This is a genomic window from Actinomadura bangladeshensis, assembly GCF_004348335.1.
Classification (GTDB): domain Bacteria; phylum Actinomycetota; class Actinomycetes; order Streptosporangiales; family Streptosporangiaceae; genus Spirillospora; species Spirillospora bangladeshensis.
On sequence record NZ_SMJW01000004.1, the window covers coordinates 1 to 22,090 of the forward strand.

Annotated in this window: 21 protein-coding genes; 8 read left to right on the forward strand and 13 right to left on the reverse strand. The window is 69.9% G+C overall.

Features of this window, described 5'->3' with window-relative positions:
- Positions 1-77: 77 nt before the first annotated feature.
- Positions 78-2,477 carry a ricin-type beta-trefoil lectin domain protein gene (locus E1284_RS01720; RefSeq protein ID WP_131936291.1) on the forward strand — a complete coding sequence of 800 codons (2,400 nt, stop codon included), beginning with the start codon at positions 78-80 and terminating at the stop codon, positions 2,475-2,477.
- 280 nt (positions 2,478-2,757) lie between these two features.
- Here E1284_RS01720 and E1284_RS01725 read toward each other — a convergent pair whose 3' ends face one another.
- Positions 2,758-4,290, reverse strand: a complete 1,533-nt coding sequence (locus tag E1284_RS01725) for an arabinofuranosidase catalytic domain-containing protein (protein WP_131936293.1) — start codon at positions 4,288-4,290, stop codon at positions 2,758-2,760.
- A 338-nt stretch (positions 4,291-4,628) separates the two neighbouring features.
- The gene (locus E1284_RS01730; RefSeq protein WP_207923497.1) at positions 4,629-4,811 is read right to left on the reverse strand and encodes a hypothetical protein; all 183 of its coding nucleotides are present in this window, start codon (positions 4,809-4,811) and stop codon (positions 4,629-4,631) included.
- A 269-nt stretch (positions 4,812-5,080) separates the two neighbouring features.
- Here E1284_RS01730 and E1284_RS01735 point away from each other — a divergent pair, with 269 nt between their 5' ends.
- On the forward strand, positions 5,081-5,962 hold the full coding sequence (locus E1284_RS01735; protein WP_131936297.1) for an enoyl-CoA hydratase: 882 nt from the start codon (positions 5,081-5,083) through the stop codon (positions 5,960-5,962).
- 174 nt (positions 5,963-6,136) lie between these two features.
- Here E1284_RS01735 and E1284_RS01740 read toward each other — a convergent pair whose 3' ends face one another.
- Positions 6,137-6,601 (reverse strand): MarR family winged helix-turn-helix transcriptional regulator, encoded by a 465-nt coding sequence (locus tag E1284_RS01740; protein WP_243714194.1) that lies wholly within the window; start codon positions 6,599-6,601, stop codon positions 6,137-6,139.
- A gap of 148 nt (positions 6,602-6,749) precedes the next feature.
- On the opposite strand from E1284_RS01740, the gene E1284_RS01745 reads away from it, so the two are divergent.
- Genes E1284_RS01745 through E1284_RS01755 form a run of 3 tightly spaced genes read left to right on the forward strand, consistent with a single transcriptional unit; the run spans position 6,750 to position 9,164 of the window.
- The gene (locus tag E1284_RS01745; protein ID WP_207923498.1) at positions 6,750-7,838 is read left to right on the forward strand and encodes an LLM class flavin-dependent oxidoreductase; all 1,089 of its coding nucleotides are present in this window, start codon (positions 6,750-6,752) and stop codon (positions 7,836-7,838) included.
- Complete coding sequence (locus tag E1284_RS01750) at positions 7,835-8,482, forward strand: NAD(P)H-dependent oxidoreductase (RefSeq protein WP_207923499.1); 648 nt, start codon at positions 7,835-7,837, stop codon at positions 8,480-8,482. The genes E1284_RS01745 and E1284_RS01750 overlap by 4 nt, the downstream gene beginning before the upstream one ends.
- A gap of 49 nt (positions 8,483-8,531) precedes the next feature.
- A complete protein-coding gene (locus E1284_RS01755; RefSeq protein ID WP_131936298.1) occupies positions 8,532-9,164 on the forward strand; it encodes an isochorismatase family protein in 633 nt (210 codons plus the stop codon).
- 167 nt (positions 9,165-9,331) lie between these two features.
- On the opposite strand, the gene E1284_RS01760 is transcribed toward E1284_RS01755, so the two are convergent.
- From E1284_RS01760 to E1284_RS01805, 10 genes are all read right to left on the reverse strand, one after another.
- Positions 9,332-10,294, reverse strand: a complete 963-nt coding sequence (locus E1284_RS01760; RefSeq protein WP_207923500.1) for a hydroxymethylglutaryl-CoA lyase — start codon at positions 10,292-10,294, stop codon at positions 9,332-9,334.
- Entirely contained in the window at positions 10,278-11,534 is a 1,257-nt protein-coding gene (locus tag E1284_RS01765; RefSeq protein ID WP_131936300.1) for a CaiB/BaiF CoA transferase family protein, read from the reverse strand. Before E1284_RS01765 ends, E1284_RS01760 begins: the two co-directional genes overlap by 17 nt.
- A gap of 28 nt (positions 11,535-11,562) precedes the next feature.
- Positions 11,563-12,474 (reverse strand): VOC family protein, encoded by a 912-nt coding sequence (locus tag E1284_RS01770; protein ID WP_131936302.1) that lies wholly within the window; start codon positions 12,472-12,474, stop codon positions 11,563-11,565.
- A 41-nt stretch (positions 12,475-12,515) separates the two neighbouring features.
- The gene (locus tag E1284_RS01775; RefSeq protein ID WP_131936304.1) at positions 12,516-13,616 is read right to left on the reverse strand and encodes a zinc-binding dehydrogenase; all 1,101 of its coding nucleotides are present in this window, start codon (positions 13,614-13,616) and stop codon (positions 12,516-12,518) included.
- Positions 13,613-14,563: a fumarylacetoacetate hydrolase family protein gene (locus E1284_RS01780; protein ID WP_207923501.1), complete on the reverse strand. Its 951-nt coding sequence runs from the start codon at positions 14,561-14,563 to the stop codon at positions 13,613-13,615. The genes E1284_RS01775 and E1284_RS01780 overlap by 4 nt, the downstream gene beginning before the upstream one ends.
- A gap of 69 nt (positions 14,564-14,632) precedes the next feature.
- Positions 14,633-15,409, reverse strand: coding sequence for an ABC transporter ATP-binding protein (locus tag E1284_RS01785; protein ID WP_165965088.1), 777 nt, complete (start codon positions 15,407-15,409; stop codon positions 14,633-14,635).
- Entirely contained in the window at positions 15,406-16,278 is an 873-nt protein-coding gene (locus E1284_RS01790) for an ABC transporter permease (protein ID WP_131936308.1), read from the reverse strand. The genes E1284_RS01785 and E1284_RS01790 overlap by 4 nt, the downstream gene beginning before the upstream one ends.
- Positions 16,271-17,284, reverse strand: a complete 1,014-nt coding sequence (locus E1284_RS01795; RefSeq protein WP_165965089.1) for an ABC transporter substrate-binding protein — start codon at positions 17,282-17,284, stop codon at positions 16,271-16,273. The genes E1284_RS01790 and E1284_RS01795 overlap by 8 nt, the downstream gene beginning before the upstream one ends.
- A gap of 62 nt (positions 17,285-17,346) precedes the next feature.
- Positions 17,347-17,973: an isochorismatase family protein gene (locus E1284_RS01800; RefSeq protein ID WP_131936312.1), complete on the reverse strand. Its 627-nt coding sequence runs from the start codon at positions 17,971-17,973 to the stop codon at positions 17,347-17,349.
- A 194-nt stretch (positions 17,974-18,167) separates the two neighbouring features.
- A complete protein-coding gene (locus E1284_RS01805; RefSeq protein WP_165965090.1) occupies positions 18,168-18,899 on the reverse strand; it encodes a GntR family transcriptional regulator in 732 nt (243 codons plus the stop codon).
- 205 nt (positions 18,900-19,104) lie between these two features.
- On the opposite strand from E1284_RS01805, the gene E1284_RS01810 reads away from it, so the two are divergent.
- The 3 genes from E1284_RS01810 to E1284_RS01820 all read left to right on the forward strand — a co-directional run bounded on the left by E1284_RS01810 (position 19,105) and on the right by E1284_RS01820 (position 22,061).
- Positions 19,105-19,905 (forward strand): alpha/beta fold hydrolase, encoded by an 801-nt coding sequence (locus tag E1284_RS01810; protein ID WP_207923502.1) that lies wholly within the window; start codon positions 19,105-19,107, stop codon positions 19,903-19,905.
- Between the two features lie 11 nt (positions 19,906-19,916).
- Positions 19,917-20,957: a 2,5-dihydroxypyridine 5,6-dioxygenase NicX family protein gene (locus E1284_RS01815; RefSeq protein ID WP_131936318.1), complete on the forward strand. Its 1,041-nt coding sequence runs from the start codon at positions 19,917-19,919 to the stop codon at positions 20,955-20,957.
- 72 nt (positions 20,958-21,029) lie between these two features.
- Positions 21,030-22,061 carry an amidohydrolase family protein gene (locus E1284_RS01820; protein ID WP_131936320.1) on the forward strand — a complete coding sequence of 344 codons (1,032 nt, stop codon included), beginning with the start codon at positions 21,030-21,032 and terminating at the stop codon, positions 22,059-22,061.
- Positions 22,062-22,090 lie beyond the last annotated feature (29 nt).

A 22,090-nucleotide genomic window follows, 5' to 3' on the forward strand; every position in this document is an offset into this window, starting at 1 on the left:
GGCGCCCACCGAGATCTACACTTATGCGATCGTCGGCAGCGTCATATGTGTATAAGAGACAGCCCCAAGGAGCCCGTATGACCCGGGCAGCACGGCATCACATCCCCCTCCTGGCCTTACTGGTGCTCCTCGCGGGCGCCCTGACCGGTTTGACCACGGCCCGGCCGGCGCACGCCGCGGTCTCCACGTCCATCACCCTCGACGGCACCCGCCCCGGCCTGGTCTTCGACGGCGTCGGCGCCATCAGCGGCGGCGGCGGGAACTCCCGGCTGCTGGTCGACTATCCCGAGCCCCAGCGCAGCCGGCTCCTGGACTACCTGTTCAAACCCGGGTACGGCGCCTCGTTGCAGATCCTGAAGATCGAGGTCGGCGGGGACACCAACTCCACCGACGGCGCCGAGGCCAGCCACGAGCACATCCGGGGCGCCGTGGACTGCGACCAGGGGTACGAGTGGTGGCTGGCCGCGCAGGCCAAGGCCCGCAACCCTGACATCAAGCTCTACGGCCTCGCCTGGGGCGCGCCCGGCTGGATCGGCGGCGGCAACTTCTGGTCCCAGGACATGGTCGGCTACCTGATGGCATGGCTCGGCTGCGCCAAGCAGCACAACCTGAACATCGACTACCTCGGCGGCTGGAACGAACGCGGCTGGAACGCCGGCTGGTACCAGAACCTCAAGTCGACGCTGGCGGCCGGCGGCTACGGGTCGATCAAGGTCGTCGCGGCCGACAGCGGCTGGGACGTCGCCGACGCCATGGCCGCCGACCCGGGCTTCAAGAACGCCGTCGACATCGTCGGCACGCACTATCCGTGCGGCTACATGACCGCGTTCACCTCCTGTCCGAGCACCTCGACCGCCCAGGGCCTCGGCAAACCTCTGTGGGCCAGCGAGAACGGCTCGGAGGACGCCGACGGCGGCGCCCCGGCGGTCGCGCGGGCGATCAACCGCGACTACATCGACGGGCGGATGACCTCGTACATCAACTGGCCGGTCATCGCGGCGCTGTACCCGAACCTCCACTACAACACCGCCGGCATGTCGGTCGCCCCCCAGCCGTGGTCGGGCCATTACTCCCTCGGCAAGACGACGTGGGTGACCGCGCACACCACCCAGTTCACCAAGCCCGGCTGGCGCTACATCGACTCCGGGAGCGGCTTCCTGGGCGGCAACCGGGCGAACGGCAGTTACGTGACGCTGAAGTCGACGAACGGCTCCGACTACAGCACCGTCATCGAGACGATGGACGCAACGGCGGCGCAGACCGCGACCTTCACCGTCACCGGTGGGCTGTCCACGGGCCAGGTCCACGTCTGGTCCACCAACGTGAATTCCTCCAGCCCCGGTGACCACTTCGTGCACGCCGCGGACGTCACGCCTTCGGGCGGCCGGTACTCGCTGACCCTTCAGCCCGGGACCGTCTACACCGTCACGACGACGACCGGGCAGGGCAAGGGCACCGCGACCTCTCCGCCCGCCGCCCCGATGGCCCTGCCGTACTCCGACGACTTCGAGACCGCGGCCACCACCACGTCGCCGAAGTACTTCGCCGACATGAACGGCGCGTTCCAGAGGGTGGCCTGCGGCGGAGGCAGGTCCGGCTCCTGCGTACGGCAGATGGCGCCGACCACGCCGATCCGCTGGACGAACGAGTCCTACAGCGCGCCCTATACGATCATGGGCGACGGCTCGTGGGGCAACTACACGGTCAGCGCCGACGCGATGCTGGAGCAGCCCGGCAGCGTCGAAGTACTCGGCCGCGTCAACCTCCAGGCGACCAACAACAACGGCCTGAACGCCTACCACTTCCGGGTCAGCGACACCGGCGCATGGTCCATCGTGAAGAGCGACACCTCGTGGCACTTCACGACGCTGGCCGGCGGCACCACGTCGGCGCTCGGACTGAACAGGTGGCACCGGCTGTCGCTGAAGCTCCAGGACACGACGCTGACCGCCGCCGTGGACGGCGTGACCGTCGGCAGTGCCACCGACGCCTCCTACACCAGCGGTCAGGCCGGCCTGGGCGTCACCGGCTACCAGACCGACCAGTTCGACGACTTCGCCCTCACGCCGGGCAGCGCGCCGCAGCAGCACATCGGCCCGGTGAGGTCCGGTCTGGCCGGCAAGTGCCTGGACGACAACGCGGGCTCGACGGCCAACGGCACCCGCGTCCAGCTCTGGGACTGCAACGGCGGCTCCGCCCAAGTGTGGTGGTGGGGCAACGGCATGCTGCGCCTCGGCGCCTCGGACGGCAAGTGCGTGGACGTCACCGGCCAAGGCACGTCCAACGGAACGCTGGTCGAGCTGTGGGACTGCAACGGCGGAACCAACCAGCTGTGGACCCCGCAGCCGGACGGCTCGTTGAAGGGCGTGCAGTCCGGCCGCTGCCTCGACGTGCCCGGCTCCAACACGACGAACGGCACTCAGCTGGCGATCTGGGACTGCAACGGCGGAAGCAACCAGAAATGGACGCTGCCCTGACGGCCCTCAGACCCAGGTGTGCGGCTTCGGGGCCGACCACCTCGAGCTGAGGTGACCGACAAGAGTTGAGGGCCGGGTACCGCGAACGCGGGTGCCCGGCCCTCAACTCGCGGACCTGCCGTGCGCCGCCGGCGCCCGAGCCTCCGTCCTACCGCTCCCCGTTCGACCCGCGGAACCCGAGGCCCCGGCAAAGGCCTGCCCGCTGCGCCGGACCGGCGGGCGGACGCGCCGGAGGCCGGGCGCCCGCCCGCCGGGAGAGACGTGAGACGTCCAGGCGGGATCAGCGTGGGATGAAGTCCTGGTTGGTACCTGGAGCGTTCTTGCACGGCCACTGGTCGAGCTGCTGGCCGGGGTTGTCGCCCGCACCATAAACGTCCAGGCACAAACCGCTGTTCTGATTCTGGAACTCAAAGGAACCGTCGGATTGCCGAATCGGCCGCCACAACGTACTGGGCGCACCCGTTCGGGATTGCTGAACGATGTCAGGCACACCGGCCGACGTGGACCCACCGGCCACCCCGAGCACCTGACCGGAGTTCTGAGCCTGCAACTCACCATAGCCATTGGAACCCGGCAGGAACTGGAACTGCTGGTTGCTCTGCCCGTTGCAGCTCCACTGGACGATCGCCGCACCCGACGCGCCGGTATTACCGTATACGTCCACGCACAGCCCATTATTGCCGATGACCAACTGATGATAACCAGTCGGGAAGGCACCGCCGTTACCCGTGCTTCCGTAACCGGCGGCCACCAGATTGGCCTGGACGGCATTCTCGGTCGCATCCGACGGGTAACCGGAGACCATGGCTCCTTCGTAGAAGGTTCCAGCGCTGAGGTTGGCGCCTCCGCCGGGCTTGCAGCAGTCGCCGCCGCTCCCCAGGACGATGGCTCCCTGCTTCTTCATGGGGCTGTACCCGCTGGGGAGCGAGCCGTCCCACAACGTGGTCAGACCGCCGGACTGGGCGTCGCCGCCTTTCAGCGCGAACCGCGATGTCCCGTTGTTCTTCAACATCGCGGTGACGAACCTGTTGGTGAAGGCCCGCTGGTTGGGATTCCAGGTCTTACTGCCTCCGGGGAATAGACCCCATTCGAGATCCGCCTGCACCCAGGGACCGGATCCGGAGCACCCGCCGAACCAGCATGACGTGCTGAAATTGATCGAATCCATCGCACCGGGACCGTCGGCGTTCCTCGTCGTCTCGCTGTTTCCGTAGTCGAAGCAGCAACCACCGTTGACGTGCGTGCCGCTCGTCACCATGTACATGCCCTCGGGGGCACTGCCGGTCGGCACCCCCGTCAGATGGCCGTCCCGCCAATAGCTGTTGCCGGGATTGATGTACAGCGAGTAGGCCTTACTGCCCCCGACCGTCAGCGACTCGGAAGCCGCCTTGGCGGGGCTGCTCTGGCTCGAACCGGGAACCGCGTTCGAGCCCTGGTACCACAGGTCGTTGCCGTGCCCCGACTGGTCATAGACGACCGTGATCACGCACGTGGTCCCGGCGCAGAATGAGTCCTGCGCCGCCGCGTCGGCGACGCCGCCCGGACTCTGCAGGCCGATGTTCCGGGTGGCGTTATCCGATGAACGCCTCACCTGGTACAGGTTGCCGTCGTACGAGCCGTACAGCGCTCGCACCGTGCTGTGCGCGGCGACGCAGGGCGTGCCGCCCGAGGTGTAGATGTCACACGGACCCGTGACGGCCGCCGACGCCGACCACGCTGCCGCCATGGTCGCGAGCAGTGCGGCTAGCACCACCACAACCGCGGCGACGGCGGCCCGCGAGCGCCCACCGCCCGCACGGCCCGGCAAGAACACTGAGGAAGGACGCACAGTTCTGACTCCTTGAGTAGGACATGGCGGAAACCACCCCATCCGGGCCGTGCCCGGGGGCCCTCCGATGGCCGGTGCCGAAGGGATCCGGCGGGGACGAAGTCCTGGTTCCGGGCGGCCTCGTCGAATCGATTCGACTTAAGCCATGGAAGTACCTCCGCACCCCGTTCACCGGCACGCGCCGGAACCTCTCGTCCGATATGCCGAACAAGGTGCGGAATCCTGCACGGCGAAGCTAAGCCGGGCGGCAAGCCGGATCAATGGCACTTTTCATCGTTTTCACGCCGATCATCGCCCGGGAGGCAGGACACGAGATCTTGGTGCTACGTCAGCAGTTCGCCGTGCACCCGCCGGTAGCCCCAGCCTGGGTTCTCCCGCAGCAGCGCCGCGAGCAGCGCTCGGTCCGGGCCGGCGAACCGCACCCTCGGCCCGTCCAACTGGCGCTCCAGCACCGTGATCTGATGCCGCAGCACCAAGATCTCGGCGTCCTTCTCCCAGTCGGTCATCGGAAGTGGCGCGTCCCGAGAGCGGGCATCCCGCACCATCTCGGGGTCATGCGCCTGCGGACAACTGGCGTCCCACAGGACGGCCCCACTAGGAATAAGTGTCTGCGCAGGCAGGTTGTTTAGGTCACTTCAGCAACGAGGAAGGGCGATCCCCATGGTCTCCTCGCTCATCCCGGCGCAGGCGGCATGGTGGCGCCCGCCCGGGAGCCCGGTCGCCACCGCGACCGCGAGGGCCCAGCGCCCGCAACACTGTGAAAGGGACGAACGACATGACCGACAGCACCCTGCCCGAGCCGGTGAAGCTCGGTGACCGCGTGACCTACGACGTGCCCGCCGAGCGTGTCGCCCGCGCGACGCTCACCCGGTCCGAGACCGGGAATCTGCAGGACGTCCACCTGCTCTACCAGCTCGACGCCGCCTACCGGCGCGCCGCGGCCGACGACTCGATCTCCGTGTTCGTCCTCGCCGCGGACGGCCGGGACTTCTCGATCGGGCACGACGTCGATGGGCTCTTCAGCACCGACGGCATGGACCAGGTGACGCTGGAGGGCGGACTGGGGCTCGGCGGCGTCGAGGGCGATATGGCCTGGGAGAACGAGGTCTTCCTGCAACTGCACTGGCGCTGGCGCAACTTCCCCAAGCCGAGCATCGCCGCGGTCCAGGGGCGCGTGTTCGCCGGCGGCTTGATGATCATGTGGCCCACCGACCTGATCGTGGCCAGTGAGGACGCGCGCTTCGCCGACCCGGTCACGGCGTTCGGGATGAGCGCTGTCGAGCTGTTCATGCATCCGTGGGAGTTCGGTGCGCGCCGCGCGAAGGAACTGCTGCTCACGGGCGACATCCTGACGGCGGCGGAGGCCAAGGAGATCGGCATGGTCAGCCGGGTCGTCCCCCGAGCCGACCTGGAGTCGGCCACGCTGGCCCTCGCCGAGCGGATCGCGACCCGCCCCACCGCCGGGCTGAAGATGGCCAAGAGGGCCGTGAATCAGACCCTGGAGATCCAGGGCCAGTGGAACGCGCTGCAGGCGGCCTTCAGCCTCCACACCCTCGGCCACGCCAACAACAGGATCGTGAACAACGGCTCCTATATCGACCCCGCGGGCTTTCCGCTGGTCTCTGACATCTGGGAACTGCCGCAGACGGATTCCTGAGCACTGTCCCCACCGTCAGTGCGGTGATTGACCGCCCGACCAGTCAAGGTGCCGGCGTGCCGGAACACGTAGTGGTGGCTCAGGTTCTCAACGGAGTCGTCGCCGCCACGCCGGGACGCCGGCACCTTGGGCCCCACATCGGCGAACAACGCGGTTCGCCTGAGGCCGGTGCGGTCACCGCGGGCCGGCGCCCTCGTCGCTCTCCGGCCCGAGGCGTGACCAGATCCGGGTGAGGGCGTGCAGGTCGTCGTCGTCGAGGCGGTCGAGGAAGAGTCGGCGCACGTCGGCGTGCTGCTGCTTCCATGCCTTGCGCAGGAGGTTGCGCCCATCGGGTGTCAGGACGGCGACGTAGCCGCGTCCGTCCGCGGCCGCACGCTGACGCTCGATGAGCCCGCGGCGCTCCAGCCGGTCGGCGAGCCGGGTGAAACCACCGGTCGACATCAGCCGCTCCCTGGCCAGCTCGGACATCCGCATGCCGGAGCGACCGGCTCGACCGAGCAGGGACAGGACGCTGTACTCGGCCATGCTCACGCCCAGCGGCGCGATCCCCGCCTCGATCTCACGCCAGATGCGGTCGTGGGCATAGAGGAAGCCCTGCCAGGCCTCGTTCTCAAGGTCGCTCAGACGTGGAGTCGCCACGTCCGAAGTGTACCGCGAGGGCCGTCCTCATCGCCGGGCGTACATGTCTGCGCAGGCAGTACATCGGCTGGAATATCTGCCTGCGCAGACATCTTGTTATGATCGGGACACCGAACGGCGTCCACACATAGACCGTGAGGAGAGCACGTTGCCCACCACCGTCACCGGCGAACGATCCCCCTTCGAGATCGGCTTCATGACGTTCGCCGAGATCACCGCCGACCCGGATACCGGCACGCTCCCCTCCGCGCACCAGCGCGCCCGGGAGACCATCGAGCAGGCGCGGCTGGCCGACGAGGTCGGGCTCGACCTGTTCGCCGTCGGCGAGCACCACCGCACCGACTTCGTCGGCTCGGCCCCCGCCGTCGTCCTGGCCGCGGCCGCCCAGGCCACCACGAACATCAGGCTGACCAGCGCGGTCACCGTGCTCAGCTCCGACGACCCGGTGCGCGTCTGGGAACAGTTCGCCACACTCGACCAGTTCTCCGGAGGCCGGGCCGAGATCATCGCCGGCCGCGGCTCCTACACCGAGTCCTTCCCCCTCTTCGGCTACGACCTGGCCGACTACGCCGACCTGTACCGCGAGAAGCTCGACCTGCTACTGCGGATCCGCGCGCAGAACCCGATCACCTGGAGCGGACGGTTCCGCCCCGCACTGGACGCCGCCGACGTCGGTCCCCGCGCGATGCAGGAGGAACTGCCGATCTGGGTCGGCGTCGGAGGAACCCCCGCCTCCGCCATCAGCACCGGCCGACTCGGCCTCCCCATGGCCATGGCGCTGCTGCTCGGGCCGATCACATCTCACCGGCAGACCATCGACCTGTACCGAGAAGCCGCACGGCAGGCCGGGCACGACCCCGCCACGCTGCGCACCAGCATCAACCTCCACGGCTACGTCGGGCGTACGAGCCAGGGCGCCCGCGACACGATGTACCCCTACTTCGCGCAGGGCATGATGGCCAACAACCACCAGCGTGGCCGCGGGTTCGCGATGCCGCGGGCCGCCTTCGAGGCCCAGACCTCCCCCAACGCCGGACTCGTCGTCGGCAGCCCGCAGGAGGTCATCGAGAAGCTGCTGGCCTACCACGAGCTCTACGGCCTGGACCGCGCACTGATCCAGATCGGCTTCGGCGGGATGCCGCAGAAGGACGTCCTCGAGGCGATCGAACTGCTCGGCACCGAGGTCGCCCCCGTCGTACGCCGCGAGGTCGGCTCCCGGAAGGAGCGGGCGGCGTGACCACCACCGTGAGCGACCAGCGGGCTCTCACCGGCGGCCGCACCGGCCGTCCCCCCTCCCGGGAGGAGGCTCGGACACTGCGGGTGGTGGTCGTCAACGGCAGCCCGAGCGAGAAGTCCAAGACCGTCGGACTGGTCGGCGTCGTGCTGCGAACACTCACCGGCGTGCTCGCCGCCCACGACGTCGCGGTCGAGCACACCCGGATCGACGTGTACCGGCTCGGCCCCGCCTTCACCGGAGCCTTCGAGAGGGAGGGCATCGCCCCTGAGATCGAGGACGCGCTCCGCCGCGCCGAGGAAGCCGACCTGCTCATAGCCGCCACCCCGGTGTTCCGCGGTTCCTATACCGGCCTGTTCAAGCACTTCTTCGACCTGGTCGACCAGTACGCACTCGCGAACAAGCCGGTCTTCCTCGCCGCCACCGGCGGCGGGGATCACCACGCGCTGGTCCTGGAACACGCCCTTCGCCCGTTGTTCGGGTTCTTCCAATCGATGACCCTGCCGGTCGCCGTCTTCGCATCCTCCGGCGACTTCGACGGCACCACGCTCCTCACCCCGCGCGTCTACGGCCGCATCGAGATGGCCGTCGAGGACGTGAGCGACATCCTCACGCTCGTGGCGACTCGCGGGAGGCCCGCTGACTGACACCAGCCGCGTCACGGTGACCACAAAGGAAACAAGCAAGGAGAAAGTCATGCCGCACACACCACTTACCGCCGACAACAGCGCGGTCGTCCTCATCGATCACGAGGTCGGTTTCTCGAACCTCATCGGATCGCACACGATCGAAGAGAACCTCAACGGCACGCTCGCGCTGGCCAAGACCGCGAAGCTGTTCAACCTGCCGCTGATCGTCACCGCCGCTCCCGAGGACTTTGCCGCGGGTCCTCTCTACCCCGAACTCGCCCAGGTCCTCGGCGACACTCCCGTCATCCACCGTCCGCCGGTCTTCGACGCTTTCGATAACGACCAGTTCGCCGCGGCCGTCGAGGCCGCAGGACGCAAAAAGCTGATCATGGCGGGCATCCAGACCGACGTCTGCCTCGCCCTGACCGCCTTGACCGCTCTCGACCGCGGCTACGAGGTCTACATCGTCGTCGACGCCTCTGCGGCGACCACCAAGGAGACACACGACACGGCGGTCATGCGCCTCGTCCAGGCCGGCGCGATCCCCGTCAACTGGCTTGCCGTCGGCTCGGAGATCCTTCGCGGTTGGGTCGACCAGCCGCTCGCACCGGCCTACGGTGAGCTTCTCTACGAGCACCTGCCGTCCTGGCGGCACAACCACGTGGCGAGCGACGCCATCGCGAAGTACGCCACCAAGTAGCCCCCGAACCGCACCCCCGGGCCGGGCGTGCCCCGCAAAGGCCGCCCGGCCCGGCCTGCCTCTCCGCCGGTGCTCGATTTCAGCCGCGGCCACCAGTTCCCGTGCCGTCGGCCGTTCGCGCGTTTCGGACGGCGGGTCGCCCCAAGCAGTACGTGATGAGCAGCCGGTCAGGCCGGGGCGCGAGTACGGTCGCCTGCCCGCAGTAGTCCGCTGGGGAGGGAGATGTCCAGGATCTCCTGTGCTCGGTGCCCTGCCGCAAGCAACTCCTCGAGTTCGAAACCCGTCTCCAGGCCGAGATCGTGCGCCATGTAGACGAGTTCCTCGGTCGCGATGTTCCCGCTCGCACCCGGCGCGAAGGGGCATCCGCCGAGACCGCCGATCGACGAGTCGAGCCAGGTGACATCGGCCAGCAGGGCCGCGTAGGCCGACGCGAGGCCCGTGCCGCGGGTGTTGTGCAGGTGGACGCCGACGTCCACGCCGGGTGCGATGCGGCGCGCCGCCTCCACCAGCGCCGTCAGCCGGCCCGGTGTCACGGTGCCGATGGTGTCGGCCAGGCAGAGGCGGTCGGCGCCGCCGTCGATCGCGCGCGCGACGACGTCGCGTGTCCGGGCCGGCGGCGTCTCGCCGTCGAAAGGGCAGTCCCAGGCCGTCGCGACGATGACCTCGAGCACCCCGCCGGCCTGCCGGACCACGTCCGCCACCTGGGGGACGAGCCGCAGCGCCTGCTCGGTCGTGCGCCCGACGTTGGCCTTGCTGTGCCCGTCCGCCGCGGAGACGACGTAGTCGACCTCGACGATGCCGGCCGCGACGGCCCTCTCCGCTCCTCTCACACCGGCGACCAGGGCGGACCACCGGACGTCGGGCCACCGCGGCAGGGCCGCGGCCAGGTCCGCCGCGTCCGCGAGCGCGGGGACCGCGCGCGGCGAGACGAACGACGTCGCCTCGATACGGCGGGCGCCCGCTCGGACGAGGTGCTCGATGATGTCGAGTTTGGCCTCGGTGGAGATGGGCCGTTCGTTCTGCAGCCCGTCGCGCGGGCCCACTTCGCGGATGTCGAGACGGGAGCGGGTCGCAGTCGTCATCGGCGGTGCCGCCGGTTCGCGCCCCGCGGCTTCAGATGACGCCTTCATCGGCCAGCTCCTCAAGGTCGTTCGCTGTCAGCCCGAGTAGTTCGGGATACACGTCGGCGTTGTGCGCCCCCGGCACCGCGGGACCGGCCCACCGCACCGAACCGGGCGTGGCGGAGAACCGGGGGACCACTCCCGGCCCGAGCACCTCCTCGCCGAGCCGCTCGTCGAAATGCGGAGTGAGCATGCCCCGGGCCAGGAACTGGGGGTCGCTGACGACCTGGTCCACCTTGTACACGGGGCCGACGGCGACACCGCTGTCGGCCAGCACCTCCTGGATATGGCGGGCGTCGTGCCGTCCGGCCCATTCGGCGACGATGCCCTCGATGGCGTCCTGGTTGGCGGCACGGGCCTCGTGGTCGCGGTAGCGCGGGTCGGTGGCGAGCTCAGGCCGGCCCATCACCTCGCACAGCCGCTTGAACAGGGTGTCCTGATTCGCGGCGATGACGACCCAGATCCCGTCCTTGGAGCGGAACAGGTTCGAGGGCGCGATCCCTTCCAGGCGCGTCCCGCCCGGTTCGCGGATCCTGCCGAGGCGATCGAATTCGGGGATGACCGACTCCAGCAGCGCGAGGCAGGATTCGGTGAGCGCGACGTCGACGACCTGGCCCTCGCCCGTGCGGTCTCGGTGCAGGAGTGCGGCGAGGACGCCCTGGACCGCGAACATGCCGGCGAGCGAGTCTCCGAGCGAGATGCCCATGCGCGGCGGCGCCTGCCCGGGGTATCCGTTCAGGGCCCGGAGACCGCTCATGGCCTCGGCCACGGAGGCGTAGCCGGCGCGGTGACTGTAGGGTCCGGTCTGCCCGAAGCCGGAGATCTGGCAGAGGACGATCCCCGGGTTGGCGCGCCGCATGCGCGGATAGCCGATGTTCCAGCGTTCGAGCGTGCCCGGACGGAAGTTCTCCACCACCACGTCCGCGGTGGCGACCATGGCCAGCAGGAGCCGCTGCGCCCGCTCGGTGCGGAGGTCGAGCGTGACGCAGCGCTTGTTCCGGGCGTGCACGGTCCACCACAGCTTGTGCCCCCGGTACGACTCCTGCCCCCAGTGGCGCAGGGGGTCCGGTCGTCCCGGGGCCTCGACCTTGATCACGTCGGCCCCGAGGTCCGCGAGCAGGCGGCCCGCGAACGGGCCGGCGACGACGGAACCGAGTTCGATGACGCGCACTCCGGCCAGCGGTCCGGACGTGCCTGGCCCGGCGGGCCGGTCTTCACCCCGGTCGTCGGGCGGAACTGTGCCGGTCATGACTCTCCTGAATAGTGGAAGCGGCTGGTCAGAACGGAGGCGGGGTCCACAGGCCCGGGTCGGGGTCACCGACCGCGACCGGGATGAACTCGTCGATGGGACCCGCCGTCCCCCACTGGTCGGCCTCCTCGCCGTCGCCCTCCCACCGGCAGGGCACCCAGGTGCTCTCGTCGACCTGCAGCAGCGCGGTCGTGTACTCGACCACGTTGCCGTCCGGCGATCGGAAGTAGGAGAAGGTGTTGTCGCCCGGCCCGTGCCGCCCGGGACCCCAGAGCGCGGGGAACCCGGCCCTGGTCATGCGTCCGGTCCCCCGCATGTACTCCTCGACGCCGCGCATCTCGAACGAGACATGGTTGAGGGAGGCGTGGGCGGCGGCCGCGAACCCCAGCGTGTGGTGATCGCGCCCGCAGCGCATGAAGACCATCCGGTCCTCCACCCAGTCGGAGATCCGGAAGCCCAGATGGCGTTCGTAGAAGGCGATCGTCCGCGCCAGGTTCGCGGTGTTGAACACCACGTGGCTGAGCTTGCTCGGGATGTCCTCGCGCTCCTCGAGCACCCGCGCCTCGCGGGTCGCGACGCCGCAGGAGATCTCGATGAGGCGGCCGTCGGGGTCGAAGAACCGGAACCCGTAACCTCCGCCGGGAGCCGTCAGCGACGCCGGCGTGAGGTCGAGCCGCACTCCGGCCCGCGCGAGGGACTCGGCCAGCCGGTCGACCTCGGCGGGTGTCGGGACGGCGAGTGCCAGCAGGTCGAGGCGCCTCTGCTCGGCCGCGCGCACGCGGAGCACGAACTGCTCCTCGCTGCCGTCGGCGGAGAAGAAGGTCACCCCGGTGTCGTCCACGACGGGCCGCAGACCCCAGGTCGAGCCATAGAAGTCGACCGACCTGTGGTAGTCGGGGACGCCGATGGCGAGATATCGCGTGTGCGTGATCGGTGACACGCTGGGAGCGGACCGCTCTTCGAGAGGCAGGGGAGTGGGCACTATGACTCCTCGGTGTCGTGATCGTTCGGGTGGGAGGCGCCCGGCGGGCCGTCCTCACTCACCCGGATGAGTGTGCGGCCGATCGTCTTCCGGGCGGCGATCAGGCGGTGCACGTCCGGGAGATCGTCGAGTGTGAACTCCTCGACGAGCGGGGGCGCCGGCAACCGCCCCTGCTCGACGTGCCTCCAGACCGCGGTCACGACGTCCTGGCCGGGGATGTTCACGCCGATGATCGACTGGCGGTTGAGGTACAGCCGGCGGATGTCGACGCTGACGACTCCACCGCCGTGCGCCCCGCAGGTGACGAGGCGTCCGCCGGACGCCAGCAGCCGCAGCGTGTCCTCGAACAGCGCGGGGTTGGAGATGTTGTCCGCGACGAGGTCGACTCCGCCCGGACCGGTGATCCTGCGTACGTCCTCGGTCCAGTCCGGCCGGGAGTAGTCGACGACCGAGTCGATGCCGAGGAGTTCCCGGAGCCGGTCGGCCTTCCACCGCGCGCCGACCGCCGCGACGACGTGCGCACCCAGCGAGCGGGCGACCTGGACGCAGGCCAGACCGAGACCGCCGGCCGCGGCCATGACCAGTACGCGGTCGCCGGGGCGGACCATCCCGTTGACGCTGATCAGGTTCCAGGCGACCGGGTAGGTGATGGCCATGGTGGACGCCTCGGCGAATCCGATGCCGTCCGGAATGGGCACCACGAGTTCTTCGGGCACCGTGACGAACTCGGCCTGGCCGCCGTCGCGCTGTATGCCGAGCACTTCGTGCCGGTCGCAGAACGGACGTCCGCCGCGGCAGGGCCCGCACGAACCGCACGGCTGGAAGCCGCCGACGGTGACGCGGTCACCGACCCGGAACCGGGTCGCCCCGGCCCCGGTCCCGGCGACCACCCCGGCGGGGTCCTGCCCGAGGATCCTGGGCAGCTCCGTGATCGGCAGCGTGCGCGCCTGCACGTCGAAGGACGCCGTGGTGACGGTGCGGACCGCGACCAGCACCTCGCCGGGGCCAGGTGTCGGCCGCGGCCACGACCGGACGTACGACCCGTCCGGCTCGCCGCGCCTCTCCAGGACGGCCGCCCGCATCATCGCCCGACCCGTCACGCCAGGCCACCCGGCACGGCGGACGCGGCGGACGCGGCGCCGTCCTGCCCGACCAGCGTCGTCTCCACCCGCCCCAGCGACTCGACCTCGACGGCGACGTGGTCGCCGGCGGCGAGGTACTCGGGCGGACGGCGGCCATGACCGACGCCCGCCGGAGTGCCGGTGGCGATGACGTCGCCCGGCTCCAGGGTCATGATGCGGGACAGGTGCTCGATGATCTGCCAGAAGCCGAACACCATGTCGCTGGTGGAGCCGTCCTGCTTCAGGCGGCCGTTCACCCACGACCGCACCCACAGCTTCTCCGGCGCGGCGACGAAGCGCGCCGGCGTGACGAACGGCGCCATCGGCTTGAACCCGTCGTGCGCCTTGGTCATGACCCAGTCGATGCCGACCGCGGGTGCGTTCGGACCGCTCCAGTCCCGCGCGGACAGGTCGTTGAGCACCGCGAACCCCGCCACGTGACCGGGGGCGTCGGCGGCCTGCACATTGCGGGCGGGGCGGCCGATGACGACGGCGACCTCGGCCTCCCAGTCGATCCGCTCGGCGATCGCGGGGACGGCGACCCGCTGGCCCGTCCCCACCAGCGTCGTGGTCGGCGGGGCCAGGAAGCTGTACGGGTAGGCGGACAGCGCGTCGAGGCTGAACCCCATCTCCCGGATGTGGTCCTTGTAGTTGGTGCCGATGCAGATGAGCTTCCGCGGGTGCGTCACCGGCGCCTGCCAGCGCAGGGACCCCTCGTCCAGCGGCCTCGCCGCCGGACCGCCCGCCAGGGCCTCGGCGATCCCGTCGAGGACGGCGTCCCAGCCGCTTTCGATCAGGTCCTGGACGGAACTCGCGGGCGGGGCCGCCGGCACCAGTTCCGCCAGGTCGTACAGCGAGCCCAGCGACTCCACGACCACCGTCCGCCCGTCACCGCGGATCGCCGTCCCGAGACGGAAGGCCGGCACATCTGAGGACTGAATGTCCGCACTCACAGAATTCTCCCTTTGCCGTTCAGCATGAGATCGACCCGCACGTCAGCGAACGTCCGTCACGGTCCGGCCGCCGGCGGCTTCGTCGGAGCCGAACAGGGCGGCGATGCGCTTGCGGTGTTCGCCGAATTCGGCGGTCGCCGGGTCACGGGGATAGGGCATGTCCACGTCGATGTCCGCGAGGATCCCCGTCGGTTTCGGGGAGCAGACGACGACGCGGCTGCCCACGACAAGGGCTTCCTCGATGTCGTGGGTGACCAGCACGATGGTGAGCGCGGTGCGTTCCCAGAGCGACACGATCTCCTGCCGGAGGCGCCGCCGCGTCTGCACGTCGAGCGCGCTGAACGGCTCGTCCATCATCAGCACGCTCGGTTCCACCGACAGCGCCCGGGCGATCGAGACCCGCTGCTGCTCCCCGCCGGAGAGCGCGTGCGCGGGGCGGTCCGCCAGGGCGCCGATGCCCACCGTCTCCAGGAAGCCGCGGGCGCGTTCCCGGATCTCGCGCCTCGAGCCCTCGACACCGCGCAGCTTCATGCCGAGGACCACGTTGTCCAGCGCGGTTCGCCACGGCGCCAGGCGGGCGGCCTGGAAGACGTACGCGAGCCGGTCCCATGATTGCGCCGCCGGACGGCCGTCCACGGTGACGCTGCCGCCGTGGTGGTCGGCGAGTCCGCCGAGGATGCGCAGCATCGTCGACTTGCCGCAGCCGCTCGGCCCGAGCAGCGTGACCAGTTCCCCGTCGCGGATGCCGAGATCGATGCCGTCGATGACGACCTCGTCGCCGAACCGGACTTCCAGGTTCCGGATGTCCAGGGTGCTCACCGCGCCACCGCCGTTCCGGTCCGCTTGGCGAACCAATGTGCCAGGGGGTCGAAGAGGAGCCGTTCCACCACGCTGACGATCACGAGGACCACGACGATCGTGGCGAAGACCGTCGGCGAGTCGAAGGACTGCCTCGCCCGGTTCATGACGAGTCCCAGCCCGGTCTGCGAGCCGAAGAACTCGGCGATGAGCGCGACCTTCCACCCCACCGAGAAGGAGAGGCGGGCCGCGGCGAAGATGTAGGGCACCAGCAGCGGCAGCTCGATCGAGAAGAGCACACGGACCCGCGACCGGGTGAAACTGCGGCCCATCTCCAGCAGTCCGGGGTCGAGCGCGCGTTTGCCCTCCCACAGGTTGACCAGGCAGAAGGGGATCGTGATCGCGGTCACCACGAAGACGACCGAGAAGTCCCCGACACCGAACCAGATGACGCCGAGGATCGCCCAGCCGAGAGCCGGGACGCTGTTGAAGAACGGCAGCACCCGCTTGCCGATCAGCAGTTCGGTGACCGGTGCGACGCCGGCCAGGAAGACGAGCAGGCTGCCGATGCACGTGGCAAGCAGCACCGCCAGCACGATCCGGCCCATCGAGGTCCAGGTGTGCACCGCGCCCTCGCCGATCAGCAGGTCGATGCTCTCCCGGCCCACCTCGACGGGATTCGGCAGTTCGGCCGCGGAGACGTTCGCCGAGTACCAGAACCACGCCGCGAGCAGCAGCAGCGGCACACCGTCGGCCAGCAGGTGGGCGAGGATCCGGCGGCGGCCGGGCCGCGCCGCTCCGCCGCCGGGGACGGGGTCGTGGTCCCGCGCCCCGCGTCCGGTGCCGCCCTGCTCGTCCAGGACCATGGCGCCCATGCCGTGCTCACTCACCGGTGCCGCCGTTGACCACGATCTCGCCGAGGTCCGGGTTCTTCGGCAGGTACCCGCCCTCGTGCGCGAGCCGGTAGAACCTGCCCGCCCAGTCGATCCATTCGGCGTCGGTACCGCCCCCGAACCGGTAGGACTTCTGGTTCCACCAGTACTCGATGAACTCGGCGTCGACGCCGGTCTGCCTGCTGATCTCCGGCGCCAGTTCGCTCACGTTCTGCTCCGCGTAGGCGACCGACTCGCCGATCATGCGCTGGAACTCGGCGACGCACTTCGCCTTCTTCTTCAGCAGGTCGCCCGGCACGACATAGGCGGCACCCACCAGCCATGCCCCGCTGACCTCGCGGAAGTCGTTGTCGATGTCGGCCACGACCCGGAGGCCGGGGTCATTGCCCGCACGCCAGCCCGTCTGATGGAACATGACGGCGGCGTCGATGTCGCCCTTCTTGAGGGCGCTGTACATCGTCTGCGGATCCAGTTCGACGTACTTGATGTCACCGCCCTCGGCCTTGGCGTCCAGGCCGTACTTCTTCGTGTAGACGATCTGTGTCGACATCATCACGCTCGACCCGAACCCGCTGACGCCGACCGTCTTCCCCTTCAGGTCGTGCCCGCTCCGAATGCCTGATCCGGCGGGGACGAAGGTCTTGGTCCCGCCGCCGGTCTGCGCCTGGATGAGGCCGACGATGCGCAGGTCGACACCACCCTTCTCGCGCGCGTTGACCACACCCGGCAGTGAGGTGCCGACCACGTCGTACTGCCCGGAGGCGGTCGCCTGGATGAGCGCCGGGATCTGCAGATAATTGATCTTCAACTCGCCGATCACCTCGGACTTCACGCGGCCCTTCTCGATCGCGTGGTAGGCCGCGCGGTGCGAGTCGTCGTCCAGCGCGCCGAGGGTGAAGGTGCCGCAGCGGCCGGTGCCGTCCGACGCGCCCTGCCCGGTGCCGCATGCCGAGATCGTCAGCAGGACGGCCGCCATCGTGGATGCGGTTCTCAGAGAAACCATTGAACTGACCCCTCCCATGGGGTGACTGCCGCTTCGGGAGCCCGTTTGCCCGGCCGCGCGGATCAATCGGCGGCCGTGATGCCCGCCAGGTAGGCGAGCGCTTCGGCGAGGGTGACGACGTCGGCGTACTTCTGGTCCATGTCGAACAGGCTCGCCTCGTGCGGCCCCCGGGCCCGGTCCGCCACGCACTCGCGCGGCACCAGAACCGGGTAGCCCAGCTGCATGGCGTCGACGACGGTCGCGCGCACGCACCCGCTGGTGGTCGCCCCGCACACGATCACCGTGTCGGCGCGATCGCGGGTGAGCCGGCCGGCCAGGTCGGTGCCGTGGAACGCCGACGGCCCCCTCTTGACCACGAGTGCCTCGCCGGCCCGCCGGCCCAGGCGTTCGTCCAGCCGGACGGCCGGCGACCCCGCCATGAACGTGCGCAGACCGGGCGCCTTGTCCCACCACGCGGTGGCGTCCTGCGGGCCGTCGTGGGCGATCGTGGTGAAGACGCGGGGCAAGCCCCGTTCCCGCGCCGAGGCCAGCAGCACGGCGCACGCCTCGACCTCGGCCGACATGTCGGCCCCGGTGGGGAACGACGGATCGGTGAATCCCTCGCTGAAGTCGACGACGACCACGGCCGGGCGGCGGCCGCGACGCACGGGGCGTCCGAACCCGGCCTCCCGGTAGGTGGCTTCCAGCATGTCCCGCTCCCCTCGCTCCGACGGAACGTAGGGGCAAAGTGAACACACTTCATCGTGGTAAGTCAAGGGTCCGCGAGGCAAACTGGATCCACTTTGGGGTCGAGTGCGGAGCACGCAGCCGCCGCGGGCGCACCGCCCAAGGCTCGGCCGCCACCCCGCGCCGAGTCGCGAAAACGCAGGTCAGGGGGATGGGATCAGCCCTGCGAGGTGCCCAGGACCATGCGCAGCGCCGTCCGGACGCCGACCGGCTCGTACTCGGGCGCGGCGTGCGCCATCGTCGTCAGGACGGTCCTCGCGAGATGCCTGGCTATCGACTCGACGGCCGTGGACTGGTCGCCGCTCTCCAGCGCCTCGAGCAGCTTCGTGTGCTCCCTGTGGGCGACGTCCAGGGTCTGCGCCTCATGCACCCGGTTCTGCGTGATGTACCGCTGGCAGTGCTCCGCCAGGCTCGACATGATCTGCCGCACCTGACCGCCGACGCGCGTGCTGTGCACCGCGTGGAAGTCGTGGTGCGCCTGCTGCCACGACCTCCAGTCGCCGGCCTCGGCCAGCTCCGCCATCCGCTCCAGGTGCGCCCTCATCTCCGAGAGTCGCTCCGCGTCCAGCTCGGGCAGGGTGAGCGCGATGCCCAGGGACTCCAGGAGGATCCTCGCACCGTAGACCTGATCGACGTAGGCGACGTCGATGTCGCTGACGCGCGCGCGCTGGTTGGGCGCGGTCTCGAGAAGTCCCTCCTCCTGCAGCATGCGGAAGGCCTCGCGCAACGGCGTGCGGCTGACTCCGAGCGTCCTCGCCAGCTCGGCCTGGGCCACGGTCGACCCCGGCGGCAGCGTCCCGTCGAGGATCAGCTGGCGGACGTGGGCGTGGATGTCGACGACCAGCCGGCGGCCGTCGGCTCGCTGCGGCAACCCGATTTCAGCGCTCATCACCATGTCTTCCCAGTCGGTGGACGGCACGCCCGAGCACGGCGAATCAGGGCGTGTCGTTCCGCTTCCCAACTGTATTCAACTCTCCCTCGTTTTGTAGGGGGACTTGACTTTCTGCTCCCTAAGTGGATCCACTTCTCCCATGGCATCGGATGATGACCCCGGCCGACCGCCGGGCCCCGCAGGGACGCGGGAGGGAGCCGCCGTGCGGGAGCCGAGCGGGGCCGGCCTGCCGGTGGACGCCGGCGGCCTCCGGTTGCGGGTTCTCCGCTACGGCGGCGGAGGCGCCCCGCCGCTGCTGGTGCTGCCGGGGATCACCACCACCGCGCATGCGGCGGAGTTCATCGCCCTCGCCCTCGCCGACCGGTACACGGTCCACGTGCCGGACCTGCGCGGCCGCGGCAGATCGGGGCGGGCCCCCGCGGGCCACTACACGCTCGGCCACCACGTGGACGACGTCGCGGCCATCGTCGCGTCCCTGGAACTGGACGCGCCGGCGCTCCTCGGCCATTCGTTCGGCGCGCGCATCGCGGCGGCGTACGCGGTGCGGCACCCCGGCCGGCACGGCCGGATCGTCCTGGTCGACCCGCCGCTCTCGGGTCCGGGCCGGCGGCCCTACCCGACCACCCGGGAGGACTTCCTCGCACAGCTCGGCGAGGCCCGCCGGGCCGCGGGCCGCACCGAGCCGATCCGGGCGCGCTACCCCCGCTGGCCGGAGCGTGAGATCGCCATCAGGGCACGGGAACTGCCGACCTGCGACCCCGCCGCCGTCCTGGAAACGCTCGAAGGCTTCCACCGCGACGACTTCCACGACCTCTGGCGCCGGCTGCTCCCACCGGCCGCCCTGGTGCGCGGCGAGGCGAGCCCGGTCGTCACCGACGCCGACGCCGCCGAACTCGCACGCGCCAACCCGGCACTCCCGGTGATCTCCGTTCCGGACGCCGGCCACATGGTGCCGTGGGACAACCCGGACGGGTTCTGGGCCGCCCTGCGGGACCACCTCTGAGAGGAATGACGATGTACGACCAGAGCCTGATCCACGGACTGTTCCGCGACCAGCTGACACTGTGCGGCGTCCACGAAGGCGAGCGGGTGACCGTGCTGTCGCGGGGGCGCGAACGGCTCGACTACGCCGACGCCTTCATGTACGCGGCCAGGAGCCTCGGCGCCACCACCTTTCACCTGCGCCTGCCGCACCCCCTCCCGGACGCGGGAACCTGGTCGGTGGGCTCGACCGAGCTCGCCGCGAGCCCGCAAGCGGTCGAGGCGCTGAAGCAGTCGGACATGCTCATCGACCTGGCGTTCCTGCTCTTCTCACCCGAGCAGTTCGCCGTCCAGGCGGCCGGCACCAGGATCCTCACGGTCGTCGAGCCGATCGAACTGCTCGCGCGACTCACCCCGAGCCCGGCACTGCGCGAGCGGGTCGAGGCCGCCGCCGGACTGCTGGAGAAGGCATCGACGCTGCGCTTCACCAACGAGCACGGCACCGACGTGACCTACCGGCTCGGCGCGTACCCGACCGTTCCCGAATACGGCTACACCGACACACCGGGCCGGTGGGACCACTGGCCGGCGGGCTTCGTGTTCACCGGGGCCGCGGACGACGGCGTCGACGGCCGGATCGTCCTCGGCCCCGGTGATGTGCTCCTGCCGCAGAACTCGTACGTGACCGACCGCGTCGAATTCACGATCGAGAAGGGATTCATCACCGACATACGCGGAGGGTTCGACGCGGACCTCATCCGCTCCTACATCACGTCGTTCGACGACCCGCGCGGCTACGGCATGTCCCACATCGGGTGGGGTCTCGACGAACGCGCGCACTGGCACGGGCTCGCGCAGCCGTCGTTCCCAGGCGGAATGGGGATGGAGCTGCGCTCCGTCTACGGCAACGTCATGTTCTCGATCGGCCCGAACAACGAACTGGGCGGCCCCAACGACACCGCCTGCCACCTCGACATTCCCATGCGCGGGTGCAGCCTGTTCCTCGACGACGAGCCGGTCGTCATCGACGGCGACATCGCGGTCCCGGACCTGCGGGCGCCGTCCCGCCGGTGATCCGGACGTCTTGACGCTCCCCGTCCCGCGCCCCCGCCCCGGGACTCTCACCGACACCAACGGAGGCAAGGCATGGCCGTGGTCGACAGCCAGTGGCACTGGTACCCACCCGCGTTTCTCGACGCGCACATCGGAAGAACGCACGGCCCCCGAGCGGTACGGACCGCGGAGGGTTACGTCTATGAAGTCTCGCCCGACGAGGTCTGGAAGTACGACCGGCGGTTCACCGACCTCGACCATCAGGTCAGGGTGCTGGACGAGGCCGGGATCGACATGGCCGTCGTCAGCGTGGCGGCGGCGGGCGACGTCAACGACCGGGACCGCGCGGAGGCGCGCGACCTGTGTCTGCTCCTCAACGAGGAGCTGTCCCGCGCCCAGGCGACCCATCCCGGGCGCTTCGCAGCGCTGGCGCACCTCCCGCTCAAGCATCCCGATCTGGCACTCGACATGCTAGAGGACGCCGTCGGCCGGCTCGGCCTGCGCGGGATCTACCTGCCGGGCAGCATCGATGGGATGTCGGTCGCGGACGAGCGGGTGTGGCCGGTCTACGCGCGGGCGGAGGAACTCGGGCTCCCCCTCTTCCTGCATCCGACCCGCTCCTTCCGGGAACCGAGGGTCACGCCTTACAAGATGGAAGTGACGATCGGATACATGTTCGACACGAGCTTCGCGTCGATGTCCCTCATCGTCGGCGGCGTCCTCGATCGCCATCCACGGCTCAAGATCGTTCATCCGCACGTCGGGGGGACGCTGCCGTATCTGCACGGCCGGATCGACGTGTACCGGGGCAAGGGATGGTGGCCCGACCTGGACCGGCCGTTCGCGGACTACCTGCGCCGGATGTGGTTCGACACGGTCTGCAACCAGCCCGAGTCCCTCAGCCTGCTGGCGGACCTGGTCGGGCCTTCACGGCTGCTGTTCTCCAGCGACTACCCGTACTGGTCGACCCGGCACGGAATCGATCTGGTGCGGAAGGTCATACCGGACGACCAGGTCGCGGGTGTCCTCGGTGGGAACGCCATCGAACTGCTGTCTCCGGCGGTTGGGGCGGTGTCCTCCCCCGCCTCACCGCCGACGCCATCCTCCGCGCCGCACTCGACCTGACCGACCGCTGCCGCCGGGCCGGGCGGCCG